Genomic DNA, 20,158 nt, shown 5'->3' with positions numbered 1-20,158 from the left:
GACGCGACGAATTGCTCACGCCCGCAACATCGTTGCAACCTGGCGGCGTCGTTGAGTGAACGAAGGCTCGGACAAGCCTGACGCGAGCGGGGAGCGCAACACCGTGCAGGCGCGCTCCCCGCTCGTAATCTCAAGCCTCGAGCACGTCCTTCACATATTGATCGAGCAGGCGCACACCGTAGCCGGTCGCGCCCTTTTCCCACAACGTCCCGGGCTTTGACGCCCAGACCATGCCGGCAATATCAAGGTGCGCCCATTTGACGCCTTCATCGACGAAGCGCGCGATGAACTGCGCCGCGGTGATCGATCCGGCGGCGCGTTCGCCGACATTCTTCATGTCGGCAATCGGGCTGTCGATCATCTTGTCGTAGGCCTCGCCCAGCGGCATCCGCCACAATTTGTCGCCGCTCGTGCGCCCCGCCGCGATCAGCGCGTCGGCCAGCGCGTCATCGTTCGAGAAGATGCCGCCATATTCGTGCCCGAGGCTGATGATCATCGCACCGGTGAGCGTCGCCAGATCGATGATCGTCTTCGGCTTGAAACGGCTCTGCACCCATGTGATCGCATCGCACAGCACCAGCCGCCCTTCGGCGTCCGTGTTGATCACCTCGACCGTCTGACCCGACATGGTTTTGACGACGTCACCCGGCCGCTGCGCCTTGCCGTCGGGCATATTCTCGACCAGCCCGCAGATGCCGACGACATGTGCCTTGGCCTTGCGCCCGGCGATCGCGCGCATTGCGCCGGTCACGGCGCCCGCCCCGCCCATGTCCCACTTCATATCCTCCATGCCAGCGCCTGGCTTGAGGCTGATGCCGCCCGTATCGAAGGTGACGCCCTTGCCGACGAACGCGACCGGATCGGCGGCTCCCCCGGTGCCATCCCACTTCATCACCAGCAATTGGGCTTCGCGCTCCGAGCCCTGCGAGACGCCGAGCAGGGCGCCCATGCCCAGTTCGCGCATCGCGGCCTCGTCGAGCACTTCGATCTCGACGCCGAGCGGTTCGAGTTCGGCGCGGGCGCGTTCGACAAAGCTTTCGGGATAGATGATGTTGGCGGGTTCGGAGACGAGGGTACGGGTGAAGGCGACGCCCTTGGCCGATGCCTTGAGCGGCGACCATGCCTCTTCGGTGGCGCCAATCGCGTCACCGACGATGATCGTCACGCTTTCCAGCGTCGGCTTCTGCCGGGCGGGCAGCTTCGTGCGATAGATATCGAAGCGCCAACTGCGCAGGCTCGCGGCGAGCGCCAGCCGCGCGGCAAATTCGGCGCGCTTGGCCGAATCGATCGAGCGCACATCGATCGTCAGCGCCGTATCGCCCGACGTAAGGAGCTTGGTGATCAGCGCGCTCCCCGCGCGCTCCGCATCGAGCGCCGTGCCGGCACCGACCAGCAAGACGCGCTTCACCGCGCCGCCGATTTCCGCCAGCACCTCGACGATCGATCCCGCCTCACCGTTGAAGCGCGCCGCTGCCACCGCAGCGCGTGCTATCGGCCCCGCCTCGGCCAATTCGGGCGGAAGGCGTCCCTCGATGCCTTCGCCGCTGATGACGGGCAGGGCCAGCAGGACGTCGTCGCCCGAACGGTCGGGACTGAAGGAAATACTGATCACAAAGGGGGCCTTTCTAAGCGAGATGTCTATCTAGGCGTAGCATCGCCTGTGTCAAAGTAGCACCCATCGATGCGTCCGTTCATCGGCGGGCCTGCGCCGATGCGCATCGACGATTGCGGCAAACGGCCGGCTCGGTTAGGCGCGGTCGGATGCTTCGGCGGATGAGCTGGCGACCCCTTTTTGCCGTACAGGCTTCGCTCCTCGCCATGGGAGTAGGCCTAGCCGCGCCTGCTATCGCTCAGAATTTGCAGGACCGCCCCACCCCGCCACCCGCTGATGGCGCAGGGGCTCCGGCCGCGACCAGCGAAGCGGAAATCACCTTTTCGGCAGCCCAGCTCGATTATGACGACAGGGCCGATATCGTCACCGCGACCGGCGACGTGCGCATGCTCCGCGCCGGCAGCCGGCTGCGCGCCGACAAGGTGGTATGGAATCGTGCGACCGGCGAGATGACCGCCAGCGGCAATGTCGCGGTGATCAATCCCGGGGGCGATATCGCGTATTCGGACAGCACCAGGCTGACCGACGACATGAAGAATGGCGTAGCCGACAATATGCTGCTGGTATTGGCCGATGGCGGCCGGCTGGCGGCACGGCATGGCGATCGCAAGGATCTGCGCACCACTTTCGACAATGCCGCCTACACGCCCTGCCGCGTTGCCGACGACGATGGCTGCCCGCGCACCCCGAGCTGGCAGATCACCGCACTCAAGGTCGTGCTCGATCAGGGCAAGCATCGCATCTTCTACACCGACGCCCGCTTCCACCTGTTCGGCATGACCGTGATGGGGCTGCCGGCTTTCTCGCATCCCGACGGATCGGGCGAGGGCGGCGGCGGTTCGGGTCTGCTGCTGCCCAACGTCCAGGTCTCGAAGGCCACCGGTCTCGAGATCGATCAGCCTTATTATTGGCGGATCGCCCCCAATAAAGATCTGACGGTCACACCGCATCTCTACACGGCGGTACTGCCCGCGCTGGAGATGACCTATCGGTCGCTCAGCCCCACCGGCGCCTATCAGATACGCGGCGAGATCACCTACGGATCACGCCTGCCCGCGACGGTCGACACGACCGCATCGCCCGAAAGCAAGTCGATCCGCGGCTTCATCGATGCCAACGGCACCTGGCAATTCGGCCCCAACTGGACGCTCCACGCCGCGATCCGGGCCGAAACCGATCGCACCTTCATGACGCGCTACGACATCTCGAACGATGACCGGCTGCGCTCGACGGTGAAGGCCGAGAGGATCGACGCCAACTCCTATCTCTCGATCGCAGGCTGGTTCGTGCAGGATATCCGCACCGGCTATAGCGAGGGCCAGCAGCCGATCGCCTTGCCCGAGATCGATTATCGCCGCCGTTTCGCCGATCCGTGGCTGGGTGGCGTGTTCACGGCGCAGATCAACAGCCTGGCGCTCACCCGGCCCGCCGGGCAGGACACGCAGCGCGCCTTCGCCGGGCTGCGGTGGGACCTGCGCAAGCTCACCACGCTAGGCCAGGAGGTGACCTTCACCGCCTATAGCCGCGCCGACATCTACCACACCGACAATGGGCTCGACACAGTCACCCCGATCTACCGCGGCGCGGATGGGTGGCACGGGCGCGGCATCGCGGCGCTGGCGGTCGACATGCGCTGGCCGCTGATCGGCAGCCTGTTCGGTGGCACGCAGATGATCGTGCCGCGCGTGCAGGTCGTCGCCACACCGCCGACGCGCAACATCAGCCTACCGGACGAAGACAGCCGCGCGGTGGATCTGGAAGACACCAACCTGTTCTCGCTCAACCGCTTCTCGGGCTATGACCGCTGGGAGGATTCGAGCCGCGTTACCTATGGCGGCGAGTGGAGCTATTCGCGCCCCAAGCTCGAAGCGAGCGCGATGATCGGCCAGAGCTACCGCCTGACCAACGAACCGACCATATTTCCGCCCGGCACCGGCCTGTCCGATCGCTTCTCCGATATCGTCGGGCGCGTGACGGCGAAATATGGGTCTTTCCTCCAGGTGACCGAGCGCTTCCGCCTCGACAAGGACAGTTTCGCCGTCCGCCGCAACGAGATCGACGCCACCGTCGGCGGGCACGAAACCTATGTCCTGATCGGCTACCTCCGCCTCAAGCGCAACGTCGACACGTCGGTCGAGGATCTGCGCGATCTGTCCGAAGTCCGCTTCGCGGCGCGGATCAAGCTTGCGCGCTACTGGTCGGTGTTCGGATCGACAGCGATCGATCTCACCACCAAGAAGGACGATCCCACCTCCCTTTCGAACGGGTTCCAGCCAGTGCGCGATCGATTGGGGCTGCTTTACGAGAATGAATGTCTGTCGCTCGGCGTCACCTGGCGCCGCGATTACAACCCAACCGGCGACGCCAGACGCGGCAGTACGTTCAGCTTGCGACTCGCGTTGAAGAACGTAGGTCGCTAAGGGACGGTTCAGCCGACCCGGTCCACGTGAGACCCTGGGTATTTTCCATGTTTGCGGAGCGGGTGTTGAAGGTAGGAAATGTGGTTTGGCGCACGCTTGCGGCGCTCGCTCTGACGATCACCGTCGCAGCGCCTGTCGCGCTCGCGGCCCAGGATGCGGGGCAGGATCCCGGCAATAGCGCCGACAATCTGCAGATCCCGCGCGACGTCGCCCTGCTCGGCCCACGCGATCCCAGCGTCCGCAAGGCCACGGCGATCGTCAACAGCGCGATCATCACCGATACCGATGTCGATCAGCGCCTCGCGCTGGTGCTGTTCGCCAACCAGGGCAAGATTTCCGACGAGGAGCGCGAGCGGCTGCGCGTACAGGTACTCTCCAACCTGATCGACGAGACCCTTCAGATCCAGGAAGCCGCCGCCAACAAGATCACGATCGATAAGAAGGAGATCGACAGTTCCTTCGCGCGCGTGGCCCAGCAATTCAAGCAGACGCCCGCCCAGTTCGCGATCTACGTCAAGAAGGCGGGCTCGTCCGAAAACTCGCTCAAGCGCCAGATCGAGGGCGAACTGGCCTGGCGCCGCCTGCTCGGCCGCCAGGTCGAGCCTTTCGTCAGCGTCAGCGACGAAGAGGTCAATCAGGTGATTGCCCGCCTGAAGGCCGCCAAGGGCGCGCCCGAATATCATGTCAACGAAATCTATCTGTCGGCGACGCCTGCGACGCAGGATCAGGTGCTGGCCAATGCCAACCGCATCGTCCAGCAGGTCCGCGGCGGCGCTTCGTTCGTCGCTTATGCGCGCCAATATTCGGAAGCTTCGACCGCAGCGGTCGGCGGCGATCTCGGCTGGGTGCGCGCCGAGCAATTGCCCGATGCGCTCGGCAACGCGGTGACGCAGATGCCGGCAAACACGGTCAGCGATCCGATCGCAGTCGGTGGCGGCTATTCGATCGTGATGCTGCTCGACAAACGCCAGGTGCTTACCGCCGATCCGCGCGATGCGATCCTGTCGGTCAAGCAGCTTGCGATCGCCTTCCCCCCAACACCAGCAAGGCAATCGCGCAGCCCAAGGTCAGCGCTTTTGCCGAGGCGCTCAAGAATCTTCAGGGCTGCGGCAAGGTCGACGATGTCGCCAAGCAGCTCGGCGCCGAGGTGATCAACAACGATGCGGTCAAGGTGCGCGATCTGCCGCCCGCGCTCCAGCCCATCATGCTCGGCCTGCGCGTCGGCGAATCGACCCCGCCGTTCGGTTCGTCCGAAGACGGCATCCGCGCGCTGGTGCTATGCGGACGCGACGATCCGCAGGAGGCCGCCATCCCGTCGTTCGAGCAAATCTCGTCGCAAATGTCCGACGAGCGCGTAAACCTGCGTGCCCGTCGTTATCTGCGCGATCTGCGACGTGATGCCGTCATCGAATATCGCTGATCGCCTGCCGCTGGCGCTGGCGCTCGGCGACCCCGCCGGCGTTGGCCCGGAAGTGTCTGCCAAAGCGTGGGAAGCTCGCCACACGCATCGCCTGCCTCCCTTCTTCGTGGTGGGCGATGCCCGCTCGATCGCGGCAGTGTGGAATGGTCCGATCGTACGGCTCGACGATCCCGCCAGGGCGGTCGAGGCGTTCGATCATGGTCTTCCCCTGATCCAGGTGGAGGATGCCGGCACGATCGTAGCCGGCGAACCCAATCCGGCTGGCGCACGCTGCTCGCTCGATTCGCTCGAACTGGCGGTCGGACTCACCCGTGGCGGCGCGGCGGCGGCGCTCGTCACTGGTCCGGTTTCCAAGGCGCAGCTTTACGGCATCGGCTTCGTCCATCCCGGCCAGACCGAATTCGTCGCCGAACGCTGCGGCGTTTCGCGCGAGAATGTCGTGATGATGCTCGCCGGGCCGACGCTGCGCACCGTTCCCATCACGACCCATGTGCCGCTGAAGGACGTATCTGGCCTGATATCGATCGAGCTGATCATGTCGAAAGCGCGCACGACCGAACGCGGCCTCTCGCGCGATTTCGGCATATCGCGGCCTCGCCTGGCGATCGCGGGCTTCAATCCGCATGCAGGCGAAAGCGGCGCACTGGGCCGCGAAGAGATCGATTTCGTCATTCCCGCGATCGAACGGCTGCGCGAGGAAGGGATCGAGATCGAAGGCCCGCTTGCAGCCGACACGATGTTCCATCCCCGCGCGCGCGCCGAATATGACGCCGCGCTCTGCCTCTATCACGATCAGGCGCTGATCCCGATCAAGACGCTCCATTTCGACGAGGGCGTGAACATGACGCTGGGCCTGCCGATCGTACGCACCTCCCCCGATCACGGCACCGCCTTCAACATCGCGGGGCGGAATTGTGCCAATCCCGGCGCGACGATTGCCGCGATCCAGCTTGCCGGTCAGTGCGCCGAGCATCGCGCGCGCGCGGGGTGATGACCCGCCACCGTCGTCGGGCATCCGCTGGATGAGCCTTCCCCTTCCCCCGCTGCGCGACGTCATCGCCCGCCATGGCCTGTCGGCCGAGAAGGCACTCGGCCAGAATTTCCTGCTCGACGGCCAGTTGCTCGACCGGATCGCCCGCGTGCCCGGCCCGCTGGAAGGCGAGCGTGTCTATGAGGTCGGCCCCGGCCCCGGCGGCCTCACCCGCGCGCTGATCGGCGCGGGGGCCGAGGTCACCGCGGTCGAGCGCGACCGACGCTGCCTGCCCGCGCTCGCCGAACTGTCCGAAGCCGCCCCCGGCCGCCTGCACGTGATCGAGGGCGACGCGCTTGCGATCGACGAGCGCGCCACGGTCGGCGAAGGCGCCCATATCGTCGCCAACCTGCCCTACAATGTCGGCACCGCCTTGCTGGTCCGATGGCTCGACGCGCAGGATTGGCCGCCTTGGTGGCGTTCTTTGACCCTGATGTTTCAGAAGGAGGTCGCCGATCGAATCGTCGCCAGGCCCGATACGCCGGCCTACGGGCGTCTGGCGGTGCTCGCCCAGTGGCGTTCGATGCCGAAGATCGCGCTTCCTGTGCACCGGTCGGCGTTCGTACCGCCGCCCAAGGTGATGTCGGCGGTGGTGCATATCGTGCCGACCGAGCAGCCCGAGGGTGTGGGGATCAGGACGCTGGAGGCTCTGACGGCGGCGGCGTTCGGCCAGCGGCGTAAGATGCTGCGGCAGAGCCTCAAAAGTCTTCCAGGGGCGCTGGCCGCACTGGATGTGGTGGGGATCGATCCGACGCGCCGGGCAGAGACATTGTCGGTCGACGAGTTCGTTGCAGTGGCGCGGACGATGCAAAGTCCTCGCCGACCCGGGGAAGACTTTTAGCGACTTACTGCTGCGCCTCTTTCGGCGGGACTTTGGTCGCCGCCTGCGCCGTCAGCACCGGAGCCGGCGGCCCCTTCTGGATCGCTTCGCTCAATTGCGCGCTTGCCGGACAGGCGCCCTTGCAGATCTGCGAAATGCGCGCAAGGTTGACCTTGGCGCGTTCGACCGCGCCCTTCTGCACCATCGCTTCACCCTGACCCGACAGGGCAGTCACGCTGTTGGGATCGAGCAGCAACGCATCGCGGTAGAAGCGGATCGCCTTGCCGGGCAGGTTCTGCGCCGAGGCGACGCGGCCCGCCAGTTCATAGGCCGCACGGTTACGCGGATCGACCGCCAGCGCGGTCTCGATCAAATCCTGCGCACCTGCGAGATTACCCGCCTTGCGGGCCGCATCAGCCTGTCCGAGCAGCGCGGTGCTGCGCGGATCGATCTGGCTATCGGGCTTCTGGCTGAAGCTGCTGCTGGATACCGTGGCCAACATCAATGCCAAAGCGGCAGCGGCAGGAGTGATACGCATCAAATACTCCAGATAAGGACTGGGCGGTGACTTTAGCATGGCCGTTCGAGTGCCGCGATGAAAAACCCGTCACTATGGTCATGGGCGGGGGTAAGTATAAGCCCGTCACCTGAACGAAGCCCTGCCGTGACCGGCGCGGGATCGATCCGCCAGCCGGGATGGCCTGCGTTGAACGCCGCGATCTGCGCCGCGCCTTCCTCTTCCAGCAGCGAACAGACCGCATAAACCAGCCGCCCGCCGGGCTTCACGAGCGCAGCCCCTAGCGTCAGGACATGGGCCTGCATGCCGGTCAGCCGCTCGAGACGCTGCGGCGTCAGTCGCCAACGCGCCTCCGGATTGCGCCGCCATGTGCCCGATCCCGAGCAGGGCGCATCGATCAGGACGACATCCGCCTGCCCCTCCAGATCGACCAACGCCTTGGCCTCGCGCCCGCCATCGAGCAGCCGCGTCTCGATATTGCGCGCGCCCGCCCGCTCGGCACGCGGGGCGAGCCGGGAGAGCCGCGCCCGATCGATATCGCAGGCGATCAGCCGCCCCTGCCCCGCCATCATCCCGGCCAGCGCAAGCGTCTTGCCGCCCGCTCCGGCGCAAAGATCGACCACCGTCTTGCCGGACGTGGCGGCGGTCGCGAGCGCGATCAGCTGGCTGCCCTCGTCCTGCACCTCGATGAGACCCTGTTCGAAAGCGGGCAAGCCCTCGACATTGGTGCCCTCGGGCATCCGCAGGGCATCGGGCGATAGCCGCCCGGGCTTGGCCCCGGGCAGCAGCGCCTGCACCTCCGCGCGCGTCGCCTTGAGCCGGTTGACGCGCAGATCGAGCGGGGCGCGATCGAGCAATGCCGGGATTTCGTCGGCCGATAGGGTGCGCGCAAGCCTTTCTGCCAGCCATTTGGGCAGGAAGCCGGCATCGGCGCCCACCTCGTCGGCCGCGATCGGCGCCGGGCCATGGGGCGATCCGTCGAAGAGCGGCACCAGATCTGGCTGCGCCTGCGCAAGCCCGATCAGCGCCGCCCGCCCGCTCGACGGTATCTCGCCCGCGCGGCGGATCGCGGCATAGGCCAGATCGCGCACCGCACGCCTGTCCTTCGACCCGGCATAGCGCCGCGCCTTGAAATAGCGTGCGATCAACGTGTCGGCCGCCGCCCCGCCACTGCGGGCCGCGGCGATCACCTCATCGACGATGTCGATCGACGCCTGCAGGCGCGCTGCAGGCGTCATCCGCGCAACGCCTGGCCGGGTTCAGCCGAAGGTCGGATAGTTCGGCGCCTCGCGCGTGATCGACACGTCATGGACATGGCTCTCGCGCAGCCCCGCATTGGTGATCCGTACGAACTGCGCGCGCTCCCGCAGGTCGGCGAGCGTGCGCGATCCCGTATAACCCATCGCCGCCTTCACCCCGCCGACGAGTTGGTGGATCACATCGCGTGCCGGGCCCTTATAGGCCACCTGACCCTCGATCCCTTCGGGAACAAGCTTCAAGCTATCGCGCACTTCCTGCTGGAAATAACGATCGGCCGAACCACGCGCCATCGCTCCCACGCTGCCCATGCCGCGATAGGATTTGAATGCCCGGCCCTGGTAGAGGAAGGTTTCGCCCGGGGCTTCGTCGGTACCGGCGAGAAGCGAACCGATCATCACGCTCGATGCACCCGCCGCCAATGCCTTGGCGAGATCGCCCGAGGTGCGCACGCCACCGTCGGCGATGACCGGAACGCCCGATTTCCACGCCTCCTCGGCGGCCTCCATCACTGCGGTCAGCTGCGGCACACCGACGCCCGCGACGATCCGCGTGGTGCAGATCGAACCCGGGCCGATGCCGATCTTGATCCCGTCGGCACCTGCATCGATCAAAGCCCGCGTGGCTTCGGCCGTCGCCACGTTGCCGGCTATGATCTGGATCGAATTGGAGATGCGCTTCACCCGCTCGACAGCGCGCGCGACATCGCGATTATGGCCGTGCGCGGTATCGATCACGATCAGATCGCATTCGGCATCGATCAGCGCCTCTGTCCGCGCGAAGCCCTTGTCGCCGATCGTGGTAGCCGCCGCCGCGCGCAGACGGCCGGTGCCGTCCTTTGTGGCCGTGGGATAGGTGACGGCCTTCTCGATATCCTTGACGGTAATCAGGCCCACGCAGCGATAGGCCTCGTCCACCACCAGCAATTTTTCGATCCGGTGCTGATGCAGCAGGCGCCGCGCCTCCTCGGTACTGACTCCGGCCTTGACCGTGACGAGGTTATGGCTCGTCATCAGTTCGGCGACCCGCTGCTTCGGATTTTCGGCGAAGCGCATGTCGCGGTGGGTCAGGATGCCGACGAGCTTCCCGTCGGCCTCGACGACCGGAAAACCGGAAATCTTGTGGCGCTCCATCAGCGCGCGGGCGTCGGCGAGCGTCTGATTTGGCGCGAGCGTGATCGGATTGACCACCATGCCGCTTTCGAAGCGCTTGACCGCGCGCACCGCGGCCGCCTGCTGATCGATGTCGAGATTGCGGTGGAGCACGCCGATGCCGCCCAACTGGGCCATGACGATCGCCATGTCCGCTTCGGTCACCGTGTCCATCGCGGCGGAAAGGATCGGAATCGTGAGCCCGATCTCGCGGGTCAGCTGGGTTCTGGTGTCGGCGTCGGTCGGCAATATCTCGGACGCGCCGGGACGAAGCAGGACGTCGTCGAAAGTTAGGCCGATAGGAATGTTCATGAACCCTCACGGGAAAAGGATTCGGGGCCCTATACGAGCGCATCGGCTTGGGCGCCAGCGGGCGACTCGGAGTTGATTTCAGCCGCGCTCGATGATCCGGCGCGCGGTTTCGACATGCATCGCCTCAATCATCCGCCCCCGGAAACGCCCCGCGCCACCTGAAAAAGCCGTGATCAAGGCGCGCGCTTCCTCGACTTGCGCCGCGGAGGCGCCGAAGATGCGGTTGGCCGGCTCGATCTGGCTGGGATGGATCAGGCTCTTGCCATCGAAGCCGGCGATCCGGCCGGCCTCGGCATCGGCGGCGAACCCTTCCGCATCGTCGAGCCGGTTGAACACGCCGTCGAACGCAGCGATGCCCGCGGCACGCGCGGCGAGCAGCACCATCTGATAGGCCAGCCCCAGCCCGGCCCGACCTGCATCCGGTGGCAGGCGCAGGCCGGCGGCGAGATCGTTCGGCCCGATGATCAGCCCGGCGACCGCGGTCGCAATCTCACGTGCAGCATAGAGGCCGGCCGGAGTCTCGATCATTGCCAGCAGCGGCTTGGCAAGCGTCTTTCCCAGCCGCAGCGGAATTGCGGCCTCCTCGACCTTGGGCAGGACCACGAAATCGAGCCCCGGCAAGCTCGATAGCGCGACAAGATCGGCTTTGTGCCACGGGCTATCGAGCGCATTGATCCGCGCGGCGAGCAAGCGCCCGCCCCAATCCTCTCCGGCGACGGCGACCACCGCTGCCCGTGCGCTGTCCTTGTCGGCATCGGCAACCGCATCTTCCAAATCGATGATGACGAGATCGCATGGCAAGGTCCGCGCCTTCGCCAGAGCACGCGGGTTCGAGCCTGGAAGAAACAAAGCGGAGCGGACATGATCGAGCGTACGGGCCATGCGGCAGGCCTTATCACCGCCCGCAGAACTGCGCGATGGTTACGGTCATAGTAAATTTCAAAGTAACCATCAGACTTAACTTTTCCCCAACCAATCGCAGCGCAGACGACTCTTTGGAGGTCTGCCATGCCGGTTCGTAAGCTTCGTGAAGATCATGCGCCGCGGACGGCTCAGCCTGCCACCCGCCTGACGGGCAACATCGATGGCGTTGCCGCGATGCCATCACCGGCCCGCTCGCTACAGCAGCAACTCGAAATGCATGCAGGCAGCCAGATGCTGCCGCACGGCGAAAAATGGTCGCCGCGCCGGGCGCTGGCCTTCATCGTGGCGGCATCGGCGGCCTTGTGGATGGCGCTGATCGTCGCGGGCGCCGAGGTGATCCGCCTTATCGCCTGAGCTTTTCCCTGCTCTCTCATTCGCCCCTGCGATGGCAGGGGTGCTCCCTCCCCCAAAATTTGGAGCTGCCCCTGCCATCCCAGGGGCGAATTGCGTTTTGAGATACCAAGCAGATCGGCCCTGAGCCGCTCGCCCCCGAGTGAAGTCGGGCGCGACGAGAACGCACTTGGCACAACGTCCTTCGACTTCGCTCGGGGCGAACCGGCTCGGTTTGGCTTGTAAAGCCTCAGCGTAGCGACGCTTTGTTCAAATCCAGCTTAGCCACCGGAATGACCTCGGCGGTGATACCCTTCTCTTTCAGACCCGGCCCGAATTGCGCCGCGTCTCCCACCACGATCACGCTTGCCGATGCGGGATCGATCAGGGTCTTCGACACGTCCCGCACCTGTTCGGGCGTCACCGCGGCAATGGCAGGCGTGTAACGCTAAATCTCGGACAAAGGCGTGTCCTGCAGCACGAGCCCCGCGGCGAGCCCCGCGAGTCCGTCGGTGGTCTCGATCTCACGGCCGAAGCCGCCGATAAGCCCCGCCTTGCGCGCATCCAGTTCGTTCTGCGGCACGAGATCGGTGCCGAGCTTGCGCATCTCGTCCTGCATCAACACGACGACCTCGCCGACCGTCGGGTTCTTCGTGCTGGTCGATACGGACAACGGCCCGGGCGAGCGGCGCGCCTGGAAGGACGAGCCGGCGCCGTAAGCGAGCCCGCGCCGGACACGCACTTCCTGGTTGAGCCGCGCGCCGAAGCCGCCACCGAGCGCCGCGTCGGCGACGACCATCGGATAATAAAGCGGGTCGCTGCGCGCGATCGTCACGCGCGCGATCATCACCGCGGCTTGCGGGGTCTGCGGCAGATCGATCGCCACGACGCGTGGCGGCACCGCCGGCCCCGGAGCGGGCACCGCCGGCGGCGGCGTGGCGGACTTGGCCCAGCCGCCGAAATAGCGGTTGGCCATCTTTGTCGCCTCGTCGGGGCTGATATCGCCCGCCATCACCAGGGTCAGCGCATCGGGACGCCAGCGCTGCTTGTAGGCCGCTACCATATCGTCGCGGGTGATCGTCGCGAGCGATTGGGGCGTGCCGTCGGCCGGTTTGCCATAGGGGCCGTCGCCGTAGAGCGCACGCGATGCTATCATCGACGCCAACTGCCCCGGCGTCCGATATGCGACAGTGAGCCCATCGAGAGCCTGCGCGCGCTGCCGCTCCAACTCTTCCGTCGAGAAAGCGGGATGCATCGCCACGTCGGCGAACACGTCCATCGCCTTGGGCAGTTCGTCGGACTTGACCGTGAGCTGGATGAACATGCCGTCGCGGGTCGCATCCGCGCCGATCGAGCCGCCGAGCGTCTCGATCGTGCGCGCCACCTCAGGCGCCGAGCGGGTAGCGGTGCCCTTGGTGAAGACCGAGGCGGTGGTTTCGGCGAGCCCGGCGCGAGCCGCCGGATCGCTCGACGATCCGCCGCCCGCGACCAGATAAGCGGTTACTATCGGCAACGCGCGGCGCTCGATCACGACCAGCCGCATGCCGTTGGCAAGCCGCCGCTCGGCCGGCGTCGGCAAGGTCGGCGCGATCGCGGGCCCCGGTGTCGGCGGCTGGACGCGATCGGCGACGCTTGCCGCGGTCACGATCGGCACGTTGGCGGGCGCGACCAAGGGCGCCGGCGCTACGCCGGGGGCGACGCCGACCGTCTCGGGCGCGGCACCCTCCTTGCCCGGCAGATAGGTGATGGTGACGGTGCGGTCGTCGGCGAGCAGGCGCCGTGCGACGCGCTGGATATCGGCCGGCGTGATCGCCAGGATCGCCGCAATGCGCTTGTCCGACGCGTTGGGATCATCGTCCTGGACAACATTGCTCGCGAGGGTCGAGGCGCGTCCCTCCGCCGTCTCACGCTGCTTGAGCACGCCCGTCACGAGCTGGTTCTTGACGCGTGTCAACTCCTCGGTCGTCACGGGCGTATCGCGCACCCTGGCGATCTCACGCCGCAGAGCCGCCTCGGCTTCTTGCGGCGTCTTGCCGTTTGTCAGGATCGCGTAAGCGGTGAACAGCCCCGTGCCCTTGCGGATATCGGCGCTCACCCCGGCATCGCTGGCGATGCGATCGCGATAGACGATGCTCTGGTAAAGCCTCGAGCTTTCGCCGCTCGATAGAATCGAATCGAGCACGTTGACCGCCGGCCGATCCGGATCGGTTCCCGGCGGCAGCTGCCAGCTTATCAGCACCGCCGGCAATGGCACGTTGGGAGCATGCAGCACGTAGCGCCGCGCCGCGGTGCGCACCGGCTCGGCCATGATCTTGCGCGGGATCGGCCATGCCGGTTTGGCGATCGGGGCCATATATTTATCGATCCAGCCATTGAGCCGCGCCGGATCGAAATTGCCCGAGATCACCATCACAGCATTGTCGGGGCGGTAATAGAGCGCGTGGAACGCGCGGACGTCCTCGACCGTCGCCGCATCCAGATCGGCGATGTTGCCGATCGGGGACCGGGCATAGGTCGATGTCGTATAGCTCGCTTCGGGCAGTTCGATCCGGAACAGGCTGTCATAGGGCCGTGCGGCATCGCCGCGCAGTTCTTCCTTCACCACCTCGCGTTCGGCCGCAAAGGTCGGCTGATCGATCACGAGACTGCCCATCCGCTCCGCCTCGCCCCAAATCAGGCGCTCGAGATGATTGGCGGGTGCGGACTCGTGATATTCGGTGAAATCGTCATCGGTCGAGGCGTTGAGATCGCCGCCGACGTCCTCGGTCAGCCGCATCATCTGTTCGGGCGCCATGTTGCGCGTCGCCTTGAACATCAGATGCTCGAACAGGTGCGCGAAACCCGACCGCTTATAAGGGTCGTCGCGGCCGCCGACATTGTACCAGACCTGGACCGAGACCCTGGTCGCGCTCTTGTCGGGCATCGCGAAGACACGTAGCCCGTTGGCGAGCGTGCGTTCGCTGTAATGAAGCGGCGGTACGGTGATCGGTGCGGCGATCACGGGGGCCGTGGTGGCGAGAAGCAGGGGCGTGAGGAGGTGGGTCAGGCGCATAACACGCCTCCTGCGCCCGTCTCACGAAAAAGGGAAGCTATTGAAATCGTCTGCACGTTTTCGTGGCGACGATCCCGCAAGCATGTCCAACCCGAGTTAAATCGTCACCCCGGGCTTGACCCGGGGTCCCGCTTCTCCTGTTTCGCCGAAAGGTAGCGGGACCCCGGCTCAAGGCCGGGGTGACGGATAAATTCGAGTCTAGATCAGGCCCGCCAGCGGGCTGGACGGATCCGCATAGCGCCGCTTCGCCATCCGCCCGGCGCGATAGGCCAGACGCCCGGCCTCGACCGCAGCCTTCATCGCCGCCGCCATCATTACGGGGTCCTTCGCTTCGGCAATCGCCGTATTCATCAGCACGGCATCGCAGCCCAGTTCCATCGCCGCCGCCGCATCGGATGCCGTGCCGACACCGGCGTCTACCACCACCGGTGCGGTGGTGCCCTCGACGATCAACCGGATCATCACGGGATTCTGGATGCCCAATCCCGATCCGATCGGCGCGCCGAGCGGCATGATAGCGACCGCGCCGGCATTCTCCAGCCGCTTGGTCGCGATCGGATCGTCGGCGCAATAGACCATCGGCAGGAAGCCTTCCTTGGCCAGAATTTCGGTCGCACGCAGCGTCTCGATCATGTCGGGATAGAGAGTGCGCGCCTCGCCCAGCACCTCGAGCTTGACCAGATCCCAGCCACCGGCCTCACGCGCCAACCGCAGGGTGCGGATCGCCTCCTCGGCGGTGTAGCAGCCGGCGGTGTTGGGCAGATAGGTGAACTTCCTCGGGTCGATGAAATCGGTCAGCATCGGCGCGTTGGGGTCGCTGACATTCACGCGCCGTACCGCGACGGTGATGATCTCGGCGCCCGACGCTTCGAGCGCTGCTGCGTTCTGCGCGAAATCCTTATATTTCCCGGTGCCGACGATCAGCCGCGAGCGGAAGGTGCGCCCCGCCACCGTCCAGCTATCGTCGTCGATCGCCGCCGCATGATCGCCGCCGCCGACGAAATGGACGATCTCCAGTTCGTCGCCATCCTCCAGCAGAACCTGCGCCAGGGTAGAGCGCGGCACCACTTCGAGATTGCGTTCGACCGCGACCTTTTCGGGCACGAGGCCCAGTTCGTTCGCCAGAGCCGCGATGGTCATGCCGGCTTTCACTCGCCGATGGTCGCCGTTGACGATGATGCTGATCGTGCCGTCGCTATGGATTGGAGTCGTCATGGCCTTCCCTTAGAAGCGCGCGCAAACCGCCACAACCGAGCGATCACGCTCCAGCGCGTGCTTCCCAGCCGGCAATGAGTGCGTCGAGTGCATCCTCGAACATTGGCCGATCCTCCCCTTCGTCCTGCAGCGGCTTCAGCGTCGTCCAGCCGGTGACGAGCGCCTGCACCGATCGCTGGGCCGCTGCGGCAATCTCGGCTGCAAGCCCAAGACCCGCCAATGTCGCCACGATCTCTTCCCGAACCTTATGACGCAGACCGTCTTCCAGCGATGCCTGCGCGATGAGTTGATGGGCATCGCGCACGGTGACCTGCGCATGCCACAATGCCAACCCGAACTCCCGCAACCACTCCTGCCAGGTCCGCGTCTCGGGCACGGCATCGACACAGGATCGGAAGACACGTGCCGACATCAGGCGGTAAAGCGCCCCCTTGTCGCGGACGTGCCAGTAGAGCGACGATACGCCTACATCGAGCCGCTGGGCCAGCTTGCGCAGGCTGACCTGCGCAAGCCCCTCCTCGCCGAGCAGCTCCAGCGCCTCTCCGACGATGCGATCCTGATCAAGCTTGGAAAACGACATCGATCCTCATTGACCTGATCACGGCAAAAAGACAAAACCGTCAAACCGAACACCGTTCGATTCGGATGAGAGGAACAAGCCGATGTACCCTTTCCGCGATGGGTCCTTCGCCGTGCGCAATGGCTGGTATGTCGCCGCCTTCGCCGCGGATCTGACCGATATGCCGATGCAGCGGACGATCGTCGGGTTGCCGATCGCGCTCTATCGCAAGGCGGACGGTACCGCCGTGGCGGTCGGCGGACGCTGCCCGCATCGCAACTTCCCGCTCGGCAAGAGTTGCGTACGCGGCGACGAGATCGTGTGCGGCTATCACGGCATCGCCTTCGGCCCAGACGGGCAATGCACCGATATTCCCAGCCAGGATTTCGTGCCGCGCAGCTATCGCATCCCGACCTATCCCTTGGTCGAGCATGGTATGTGGCTGTGGATCTGGCCGGGGGATCCGGACAAGGCCGATCCCGCCTTGCTACCCGATCTGCAACTGATCGGGCATGACGAGGAAGGGATGCATCCCGGTGCCCTGTTCAGCTTCGAGGTGCAGGGCCGCTATCAATTGCTCAACGACAATCTGCTCGATCTGACCCACCTAGCCTTCCTGCACGGTACCAGCATCGGCACATTGGAGAATGCGCGCACACCCGAGGAACTAACGCAGGATCCCGGCATCTTCCGCAGCCGCCGGTATATCAAGGGCGGCCCACCCACCCCCGCGCTGCGCGACCGTCGCGGCATCGAGCGGCTGGTCGATCAGGTCGTCGGTATGGATTTCTATCTGCCGGGTTTCCATGCCGGCATCGGCGACCATTTCTATGCCGAAGACGATCCCGAGCGTCCTGGCGAACTGATCCAGCGCAACCGCGTCTTCCACGCGGTCACCCCGGCCACGCAGACGAGCTGCTATTATTTCTTCGGCATGTCCTCGCATGAGCCCGGAGGGGTCGAGGCGGTGCGCGAGGCGCTCCACCCCGTGCTGCTGGAAGATATCTTCGCGACCGAGGAGATCGAGAAGATGATAGCACTCGCCGGCGGCAGCCCGACCGAACTCATGATCAAGAGCGACACCGGCGCGGTGATGGCGCGCCGGATGCTGCAGGCGATGATGGATGCGGAAGCGAAGGAGTCGGTGGGGGCGTAAGCGCCCTCCCCGGCCGGCATGTCAGCGAAAGGCTAGCATCTCAGGCGGAAGGGCGCTCGTCATCACAAGATGCCAGCCTTCGCTGGCGTGACGGCGACCTAAGCTCGCCCGCAAAGCACCTCTGCAATCTGCACCGCATTGAGCGCGGCGCCTTTGCGCAGATTGTCCCCCACTACGAACAGAGCCAGCCCATGTGTGACGGTGGGATCGCGGCGCACGCGGCCGACGAAAACCGGATCCTGCCCGGTCGCCTCGAGCGGATTGGGTACGTCCGACAGCACCACGCCCGGCGCCCGGCTCAGCAATTCCAGCGCGCGTTCGACCGACAGTGCGGAATCGAACTCGACGTTCAGCGAGATCGAATGGCCGGTATAGACGGGCACGCGCACGCACGTGCCGGATACGGCTAGGTCGGGTAGATCGAGAATCTTGCGGCTCTCGTCGCGCAGCTTGATCTCTTCCTCGGTATAGCCCTCTTCGACCAGCTCATAATTGAGCGGAACGACGTTGAAGCCGATCGGCACCGCCCACTTCTTCACATGCGGCAGATCGATCGCACCGCCATCCCGCGCGAATGCGGCGCTCCCCTCGGCACCGGCGCGCATCTGCGCCTCCAGTTCCTCGATCCCGGCGATGCCGCCGCCCGAAACCGCCTGATAGGTGCTCGCCACCATCCGCTTGAGCCCGGCTTCGGCATGGAGCGGCTTCAGCACCGGCATCACCGCCATGGTGGTGCAATTAGGGTTGGCGACGATACCCTTGGGCGTATCGGCCAAAGCGTGCGGATTGACCTCCGACACGACCAGCGGAACCTGCGCATCGCCACGCCATGCCGAGCTATTGTCGATGACGAGGCCACCCGCCGCCGCGACCTTCGGCGCGAGCGCGCGCGAAGTCGATCCACCGGCCGAGAAGAAGACGATGTCGAGCCCGGCATAATCCGCGGTCGCTGCGTCCTCGACCACGATCTCGCCGCCTGCCCATGGCAACTTCGTCCCCGCCGATCGGGCCGAGGCGAACAGGCGCAGCGACGCCAGCGGGAAAGCGCGCTCGGCCAGCAACTCGCGCATCATCGTGCCGACGAGGCCGGTCGCGCCGACGATGCCGACACTGGGCGCCTGGGAAAATCTCTGAACCACGAAACGTCTCCTGTTTGGGCGGAGGCGCGGGGTGTTGTCGAACCTTGGGAGAAGGCTGGCCCCGCGCATCGGCGGGGCTGTGTCCGGGAAGCTTGCTAGGTCAGCGCTTACCCGTCCGAGCCCCGCAAGAGCGGGTCGGTTTCGGGCTAATAATGCTGATCGCGCGGCGGGACATCATGGCGGCCCTTAATGGGCCGTGCATTGCCTGTAAACTGGGTGCGTTAAAGGACGCCCCGTTGGATACGGCGAGAGTATATGCTCAAAACACGCACCATCAGCGTCCCAATCGCCTGCTCGATCGAGCAGGCCTATGCCTTCGCCCACCATCCCGAGAATTTTCTGATATGGGCAGCGGGCATGGCCGGCAGCTTGCGCCGCGATGGCGAACGCTGGGTGGCGGACACGCCCGAAGGCGAAGCCGAAGTGCGCTTCAGCCCACCCAATGAATATGGCATCCTCGACCATCATGTCGTGCTGCCCGGAAAGCCGGAAATCTACATTCCGCTGCGCCTGATCGCAAACCGGGAAGGTTGCGAGCTGATCTTCACATTGTTCCGCCAGCCCGACATGGACGACGCGGCGTGGGATCGCGACGAAGCACTTGTGCGCAAGGATCTGGCGACGCTCAAAGCATTGCTCGAAAGCCCCGAAAAGGCGACATGAAACCTCTCGCAGTTTCGCGCGCTTGCATTCCGGCGCTGGACGGATGCGCCAACGTCTGACATGGGCGGCCGCTTGATAGCGAGGCATCGTTGGATGACCGAAACAAGCAACACAGCAGATAACGGCAGCATGCAGGTAGATACCGATCTCGTCCGCAAACTCGCGGAGCTTCTCGACGAAACCCATCTCACCGAGATCGAGGTGCAGGATGGCGACCGTCGCATCCGCGTCGCGCGCACCGTCACGATGACGGCGGCAGCGCCCGCCGCGGTAGCGGCGCCGCCTGCGACGCCGGCGGCTATGGCCGCACCGGCTCCCGTCGCGGCGGCTCCGACCGGCGATCATCCCGGCACGATCAAGTCGCCGATGGTGGGCACCGCTTACCTTTCCGCCTCGCCGGGATCGAAGCCGTTCGTGGAGGTCGGTGCGCAAGTCGCCGCGGGTGATACGCTGGTGATCATCGAGGCCATGAAGGTGATGAACCCGATCCTGTCGCCACGCACCGGGCGGGTCACCGCGTTGCTGGTCGACAATGCCCAGCCGGTCGAGTTCGATCAGCCGCTCGTCGTCGTCGAGTAAGC

17 protein-coding genes and 1 pseudogene are annotated in these 20,158 nt (G+C 65.5%); 8 read left to right on the top strand and 10 right to left on the bottom strand.

Features of this window, described 5'->3' with window-relative positions; translation table 11 throughout:
* Positions 1-130 precede the first annotated feature (130 nt).
* Positions 131-1,609, bottom strand: a complete 1,479-nt coding sequence (locus AB4Z44_RS03445; protein ID WP_404714338.1) for a leucyl aminopeptidase — start codon at positions 1,607-1,609, stop codon at positions 131-133.
* A gap of 164 nt (positions 1,610-1,773) precedes the next feature.
* On the opposite strand from AB4Z44_RS03445, the gene AB4Z44_RS03440 reads away from it, so the two are divergent.
* From AB4Z44_RS03440 to rsmA, 4 genes and pseudogenes are all read left to right on the top strand, one after another.
* A complete protein-coding gene (locus AB4Z44_RS03440) occupies positions 1,774-4,032 on the top strand; it encodes an LPS-assembly protein LptD (RefSeq protein ID WP_404712683.1) in 2,259 nt (752 codons plus the stop codon).
* 47 nt (positions 4,033-4,079) lie between these two features.
* Positions 4,080-5,452 (top strand): annotated as a pseudogene (locus AB4Z44_RS03435) (peptidylprolyl isomerase).
* Complete coding sequence (gene pdxA / locus AB4Z44_RS03430; protein WP_404712682.1) at positions 5,430-6,443, top strand: 4-hydroxythreonine-4-phosphate dehydrogenase PdxA; 1,014 nt, start codon at positions 5,430-5,432, stop codon at positions 6,441-6,443. The pseudogene AB4Z44_RS03435 and the gene pdxA overlap by 23 nt, the downstream one beginning before the upstream one ends.
* Positions 6,444-6,474: 31 nt before the next feature.
* Positions 6,475-7,323 (top strand): 16S rRNA (adenine(1518)-N(6)/adenine(1519)-N(6))-dimethyltransferase RsmA, encoded by an 849-nt coding sequence (rsmA, locus tag AB4Z44_RS03425; RefSeq protein ID WP_404712681.1) that lies wholly within the window; start codon positions 6,475-6,477, stop codon positions 7,321-7,323.
* Between the two features lie 4 nt (positions 7,324-7,327).
* On the opposite strand, the gene AB4Z44_RS03420 is transcribed toward rsmA, so the two are convergent.
* The 4 genes from AB4Z44_RS03420 to AB4Z44_RS03405 all read right to left on the bottom strand — a co-directional run bounded on the left by AB4Z44_RS03420 (position 7,328) and on the right by AB4Z44_RS03405 (position 11,421).
* Positions 7,328-7,840 carry a tetratricopeptide repeat protein gene (locus tag AB4Z44_RS03420; RefSeq protein WP_404712680.1) on the bottom strand — a complete coding sequence of 171 codons (513 nt, stop codon included), beginning with the start codon at positions 7,838-7,840 and terminating at the stop codon, positions 7,328-7,330.
* A gap of 32 nt (positions 7,841-7,872) precedes the next feature.
* On the bottom strand, positions 7,873-9,057 hold the full coding sequence (locus AB4Z44_RS03415; protein ID WP_404712679.1) for an RsmB/NOP family class I SAM-dependent RNA methyltransferase: 1,185 nt from the start codon (positions 9,055-9,057) through the stop codon (positions 7,873-7,875).
* Positions 9,058-9,078: 21 nt separating this feature from the next.
* Positions 9,079-10,539: an IMP dehydrogenase gene (gene guaB / locus AB4Z44_RS03410; protein ID WP_404712678.1), complete on the bottom strand. Its 1,461-nt coding sequence runs from the start codon at positions 10,537-10,539 to the stop codon at positions 9,079-9,081.
* Between the two features lie 78 nt (positions 10,540-10,617).
* Entirely contained in the window at positions 10,618-11,421 is an 804-nt protein-coding gene (locus tag AB4Z44_RS03405; protein WP_404712677.1) for an HpcH/HpaI aldolase/citrate lyase family protein, read from the bottom strand.
* Between the two features lie 126 nt (positions 11,422-11,547).
* Here AB4Z44_RS03405 and AB4Z44_RS03400 point away from each other — a divergent pair, with 126 nt between their 5' ends.
* Entirely contained in the window at positions 11,548-11,817 is a 270-nt protein-coding gene (locus AB4Z44_RS03400) for a hypothetical protein (RefSeq protein WP_404712676.1), read from the top strand.
* A 226-nt stretch (positions 11,818-12,043) separates the two neighbouring features.
* On the opposite strand, the gene AB4Z44_RS03395 is transcribed toward AB4Z44_RS03400, so the two are convergent.
* The 4 genes from AB4Z44_RS03395 to AB4Z44_RS03380 form a co-directional block, all read right to left on the bottom strand.
* Complete coding sequence (locus AB4Z44_RS03395; RefSeq protein WP_404712675.1) at positions 12,044-12,193, bottom strand: hypothetical protein; 150 nt, start codon at positions 12,191-12,193, stop codon at positions 12,044-12,046.
* A gap of 48 nt (positions 12,194-12,241) precedes the next feature.
* Entirely contained in the window at positions 12,242-14,845 is a 2,604-nt protein-coding gene (locus tag AB4Z44_RS03390) for a M16 family metallopeptidase (RefSeq protein ID WP_404712674.1), read from the bottom strand.
* Between the two features lie 198 nt (positions 14,846-15,043).
* Positions 15,044-16,048 (bottom strand): sulfur carrier protein ThiS, encoded by a 1,005-nt coding sequence (thiS, locus tag AB4Z44_RS03385; RefSeq protein WP_404714337.1) that lies wholly within the window; start codon positions 16,046-16,048, stop codon positions 15,044-15,046.
* A gap of 55 nt (positions 16,049-16,103) precedes the next feature.
* Complete coding sequence (locus AB4Z44_RS03380; RefSeq protein WP_404712673.1) at positions 16,104-16,640, bottom strand: TetR family transcriptional regulator; 537 nt, start codon at positions 16,638-16,640, stop codon at positions 16,104-16,106.
* Positions 16,641-16,722: 82 nt separating this feature from the next.
* Between AB4Z44_RS03380 and AB4Z44_RS03375 the strand changes: the two genes are divergently transcribed.
* The gene (locus tag AB4Z44_RS03375; RefSeq protein WP_404712672.1) at positions 16,723-17,775 is read left to right on the top strand and encodes a Rieske 2Fe-2S domain-containing protein; all 1,053 of its coding nucleotides are present in this window, start codon (positions 16,723-16,725) and stop codon (positions 17,773-17,775) included.
* 98 nt (positions 17,776-17,873) lie between these two features.
* Here AB4Z44_RS03375 and AB4Z44_RS03370 read toward each other — a convergent pair whose 3' ends face one another.
* On the bottom strand, positions 17,874-18,914 hold the full coding sequence (locus AB4Z44_RS03370) for an aspartate-semialdehyde dehydrogenase (protein ID WP_404712671.1): 1,041 nt from the start codon (positions 18,912-18,914) through the stop codon (positions 17,874-17,876).
* 255 nt (positions 18,915-19,169) lie between these two features.
* Between AB4Z44_RS03370 and AB4Z44_RS03365 the strand changes: the two genes are divergently transcribed.
* Together AB4Z44_RS03365 and accB are read left to right on the top strand one after the other, a co-directional pair.
* The gene (locus tag AB4Z44_RS03365) at positions 19,170-19,577 is read left to right on the top strand and encodes an SRPBCC family protein (RefSeq protein WP_404712670.1); all 408 of its coding nucleotides are present in this window, start codon (positions 19,170-19,172) and stop codon (positions 19,575-19,577) included.
* A 129-nt stretch (positions 19,578-19,706) separates the two neighbouring features.
* On the top strand, positions 19,707-20,156 hold the full coding sequence (gene accB / locus AB4Z44_RS03360) for an acetyl-CoA carboxylase biotin carboxyl carrier protein (protein WP_404712669.1): 450 nt from the start codon (positions 19,707-19,709) through the stop codon (positions 20,154-20,156).
* Positions 20,157-20,158: the final 2 nt, after the last annotated feature.

Origin of the sequence: Sphingomonas sp. MMS24-J13 (assembly GCF_044905095.1) — a bacterium.
Lineage (GTDB): Bacteria > Pseudomonadota > Alphaproteobacteria > Sphingomonadales > Sphingomonadaceae > Sphingomonas_I.
This window is presented reverse-complemented; position numbering and strand designations above follow the sequence as displayed.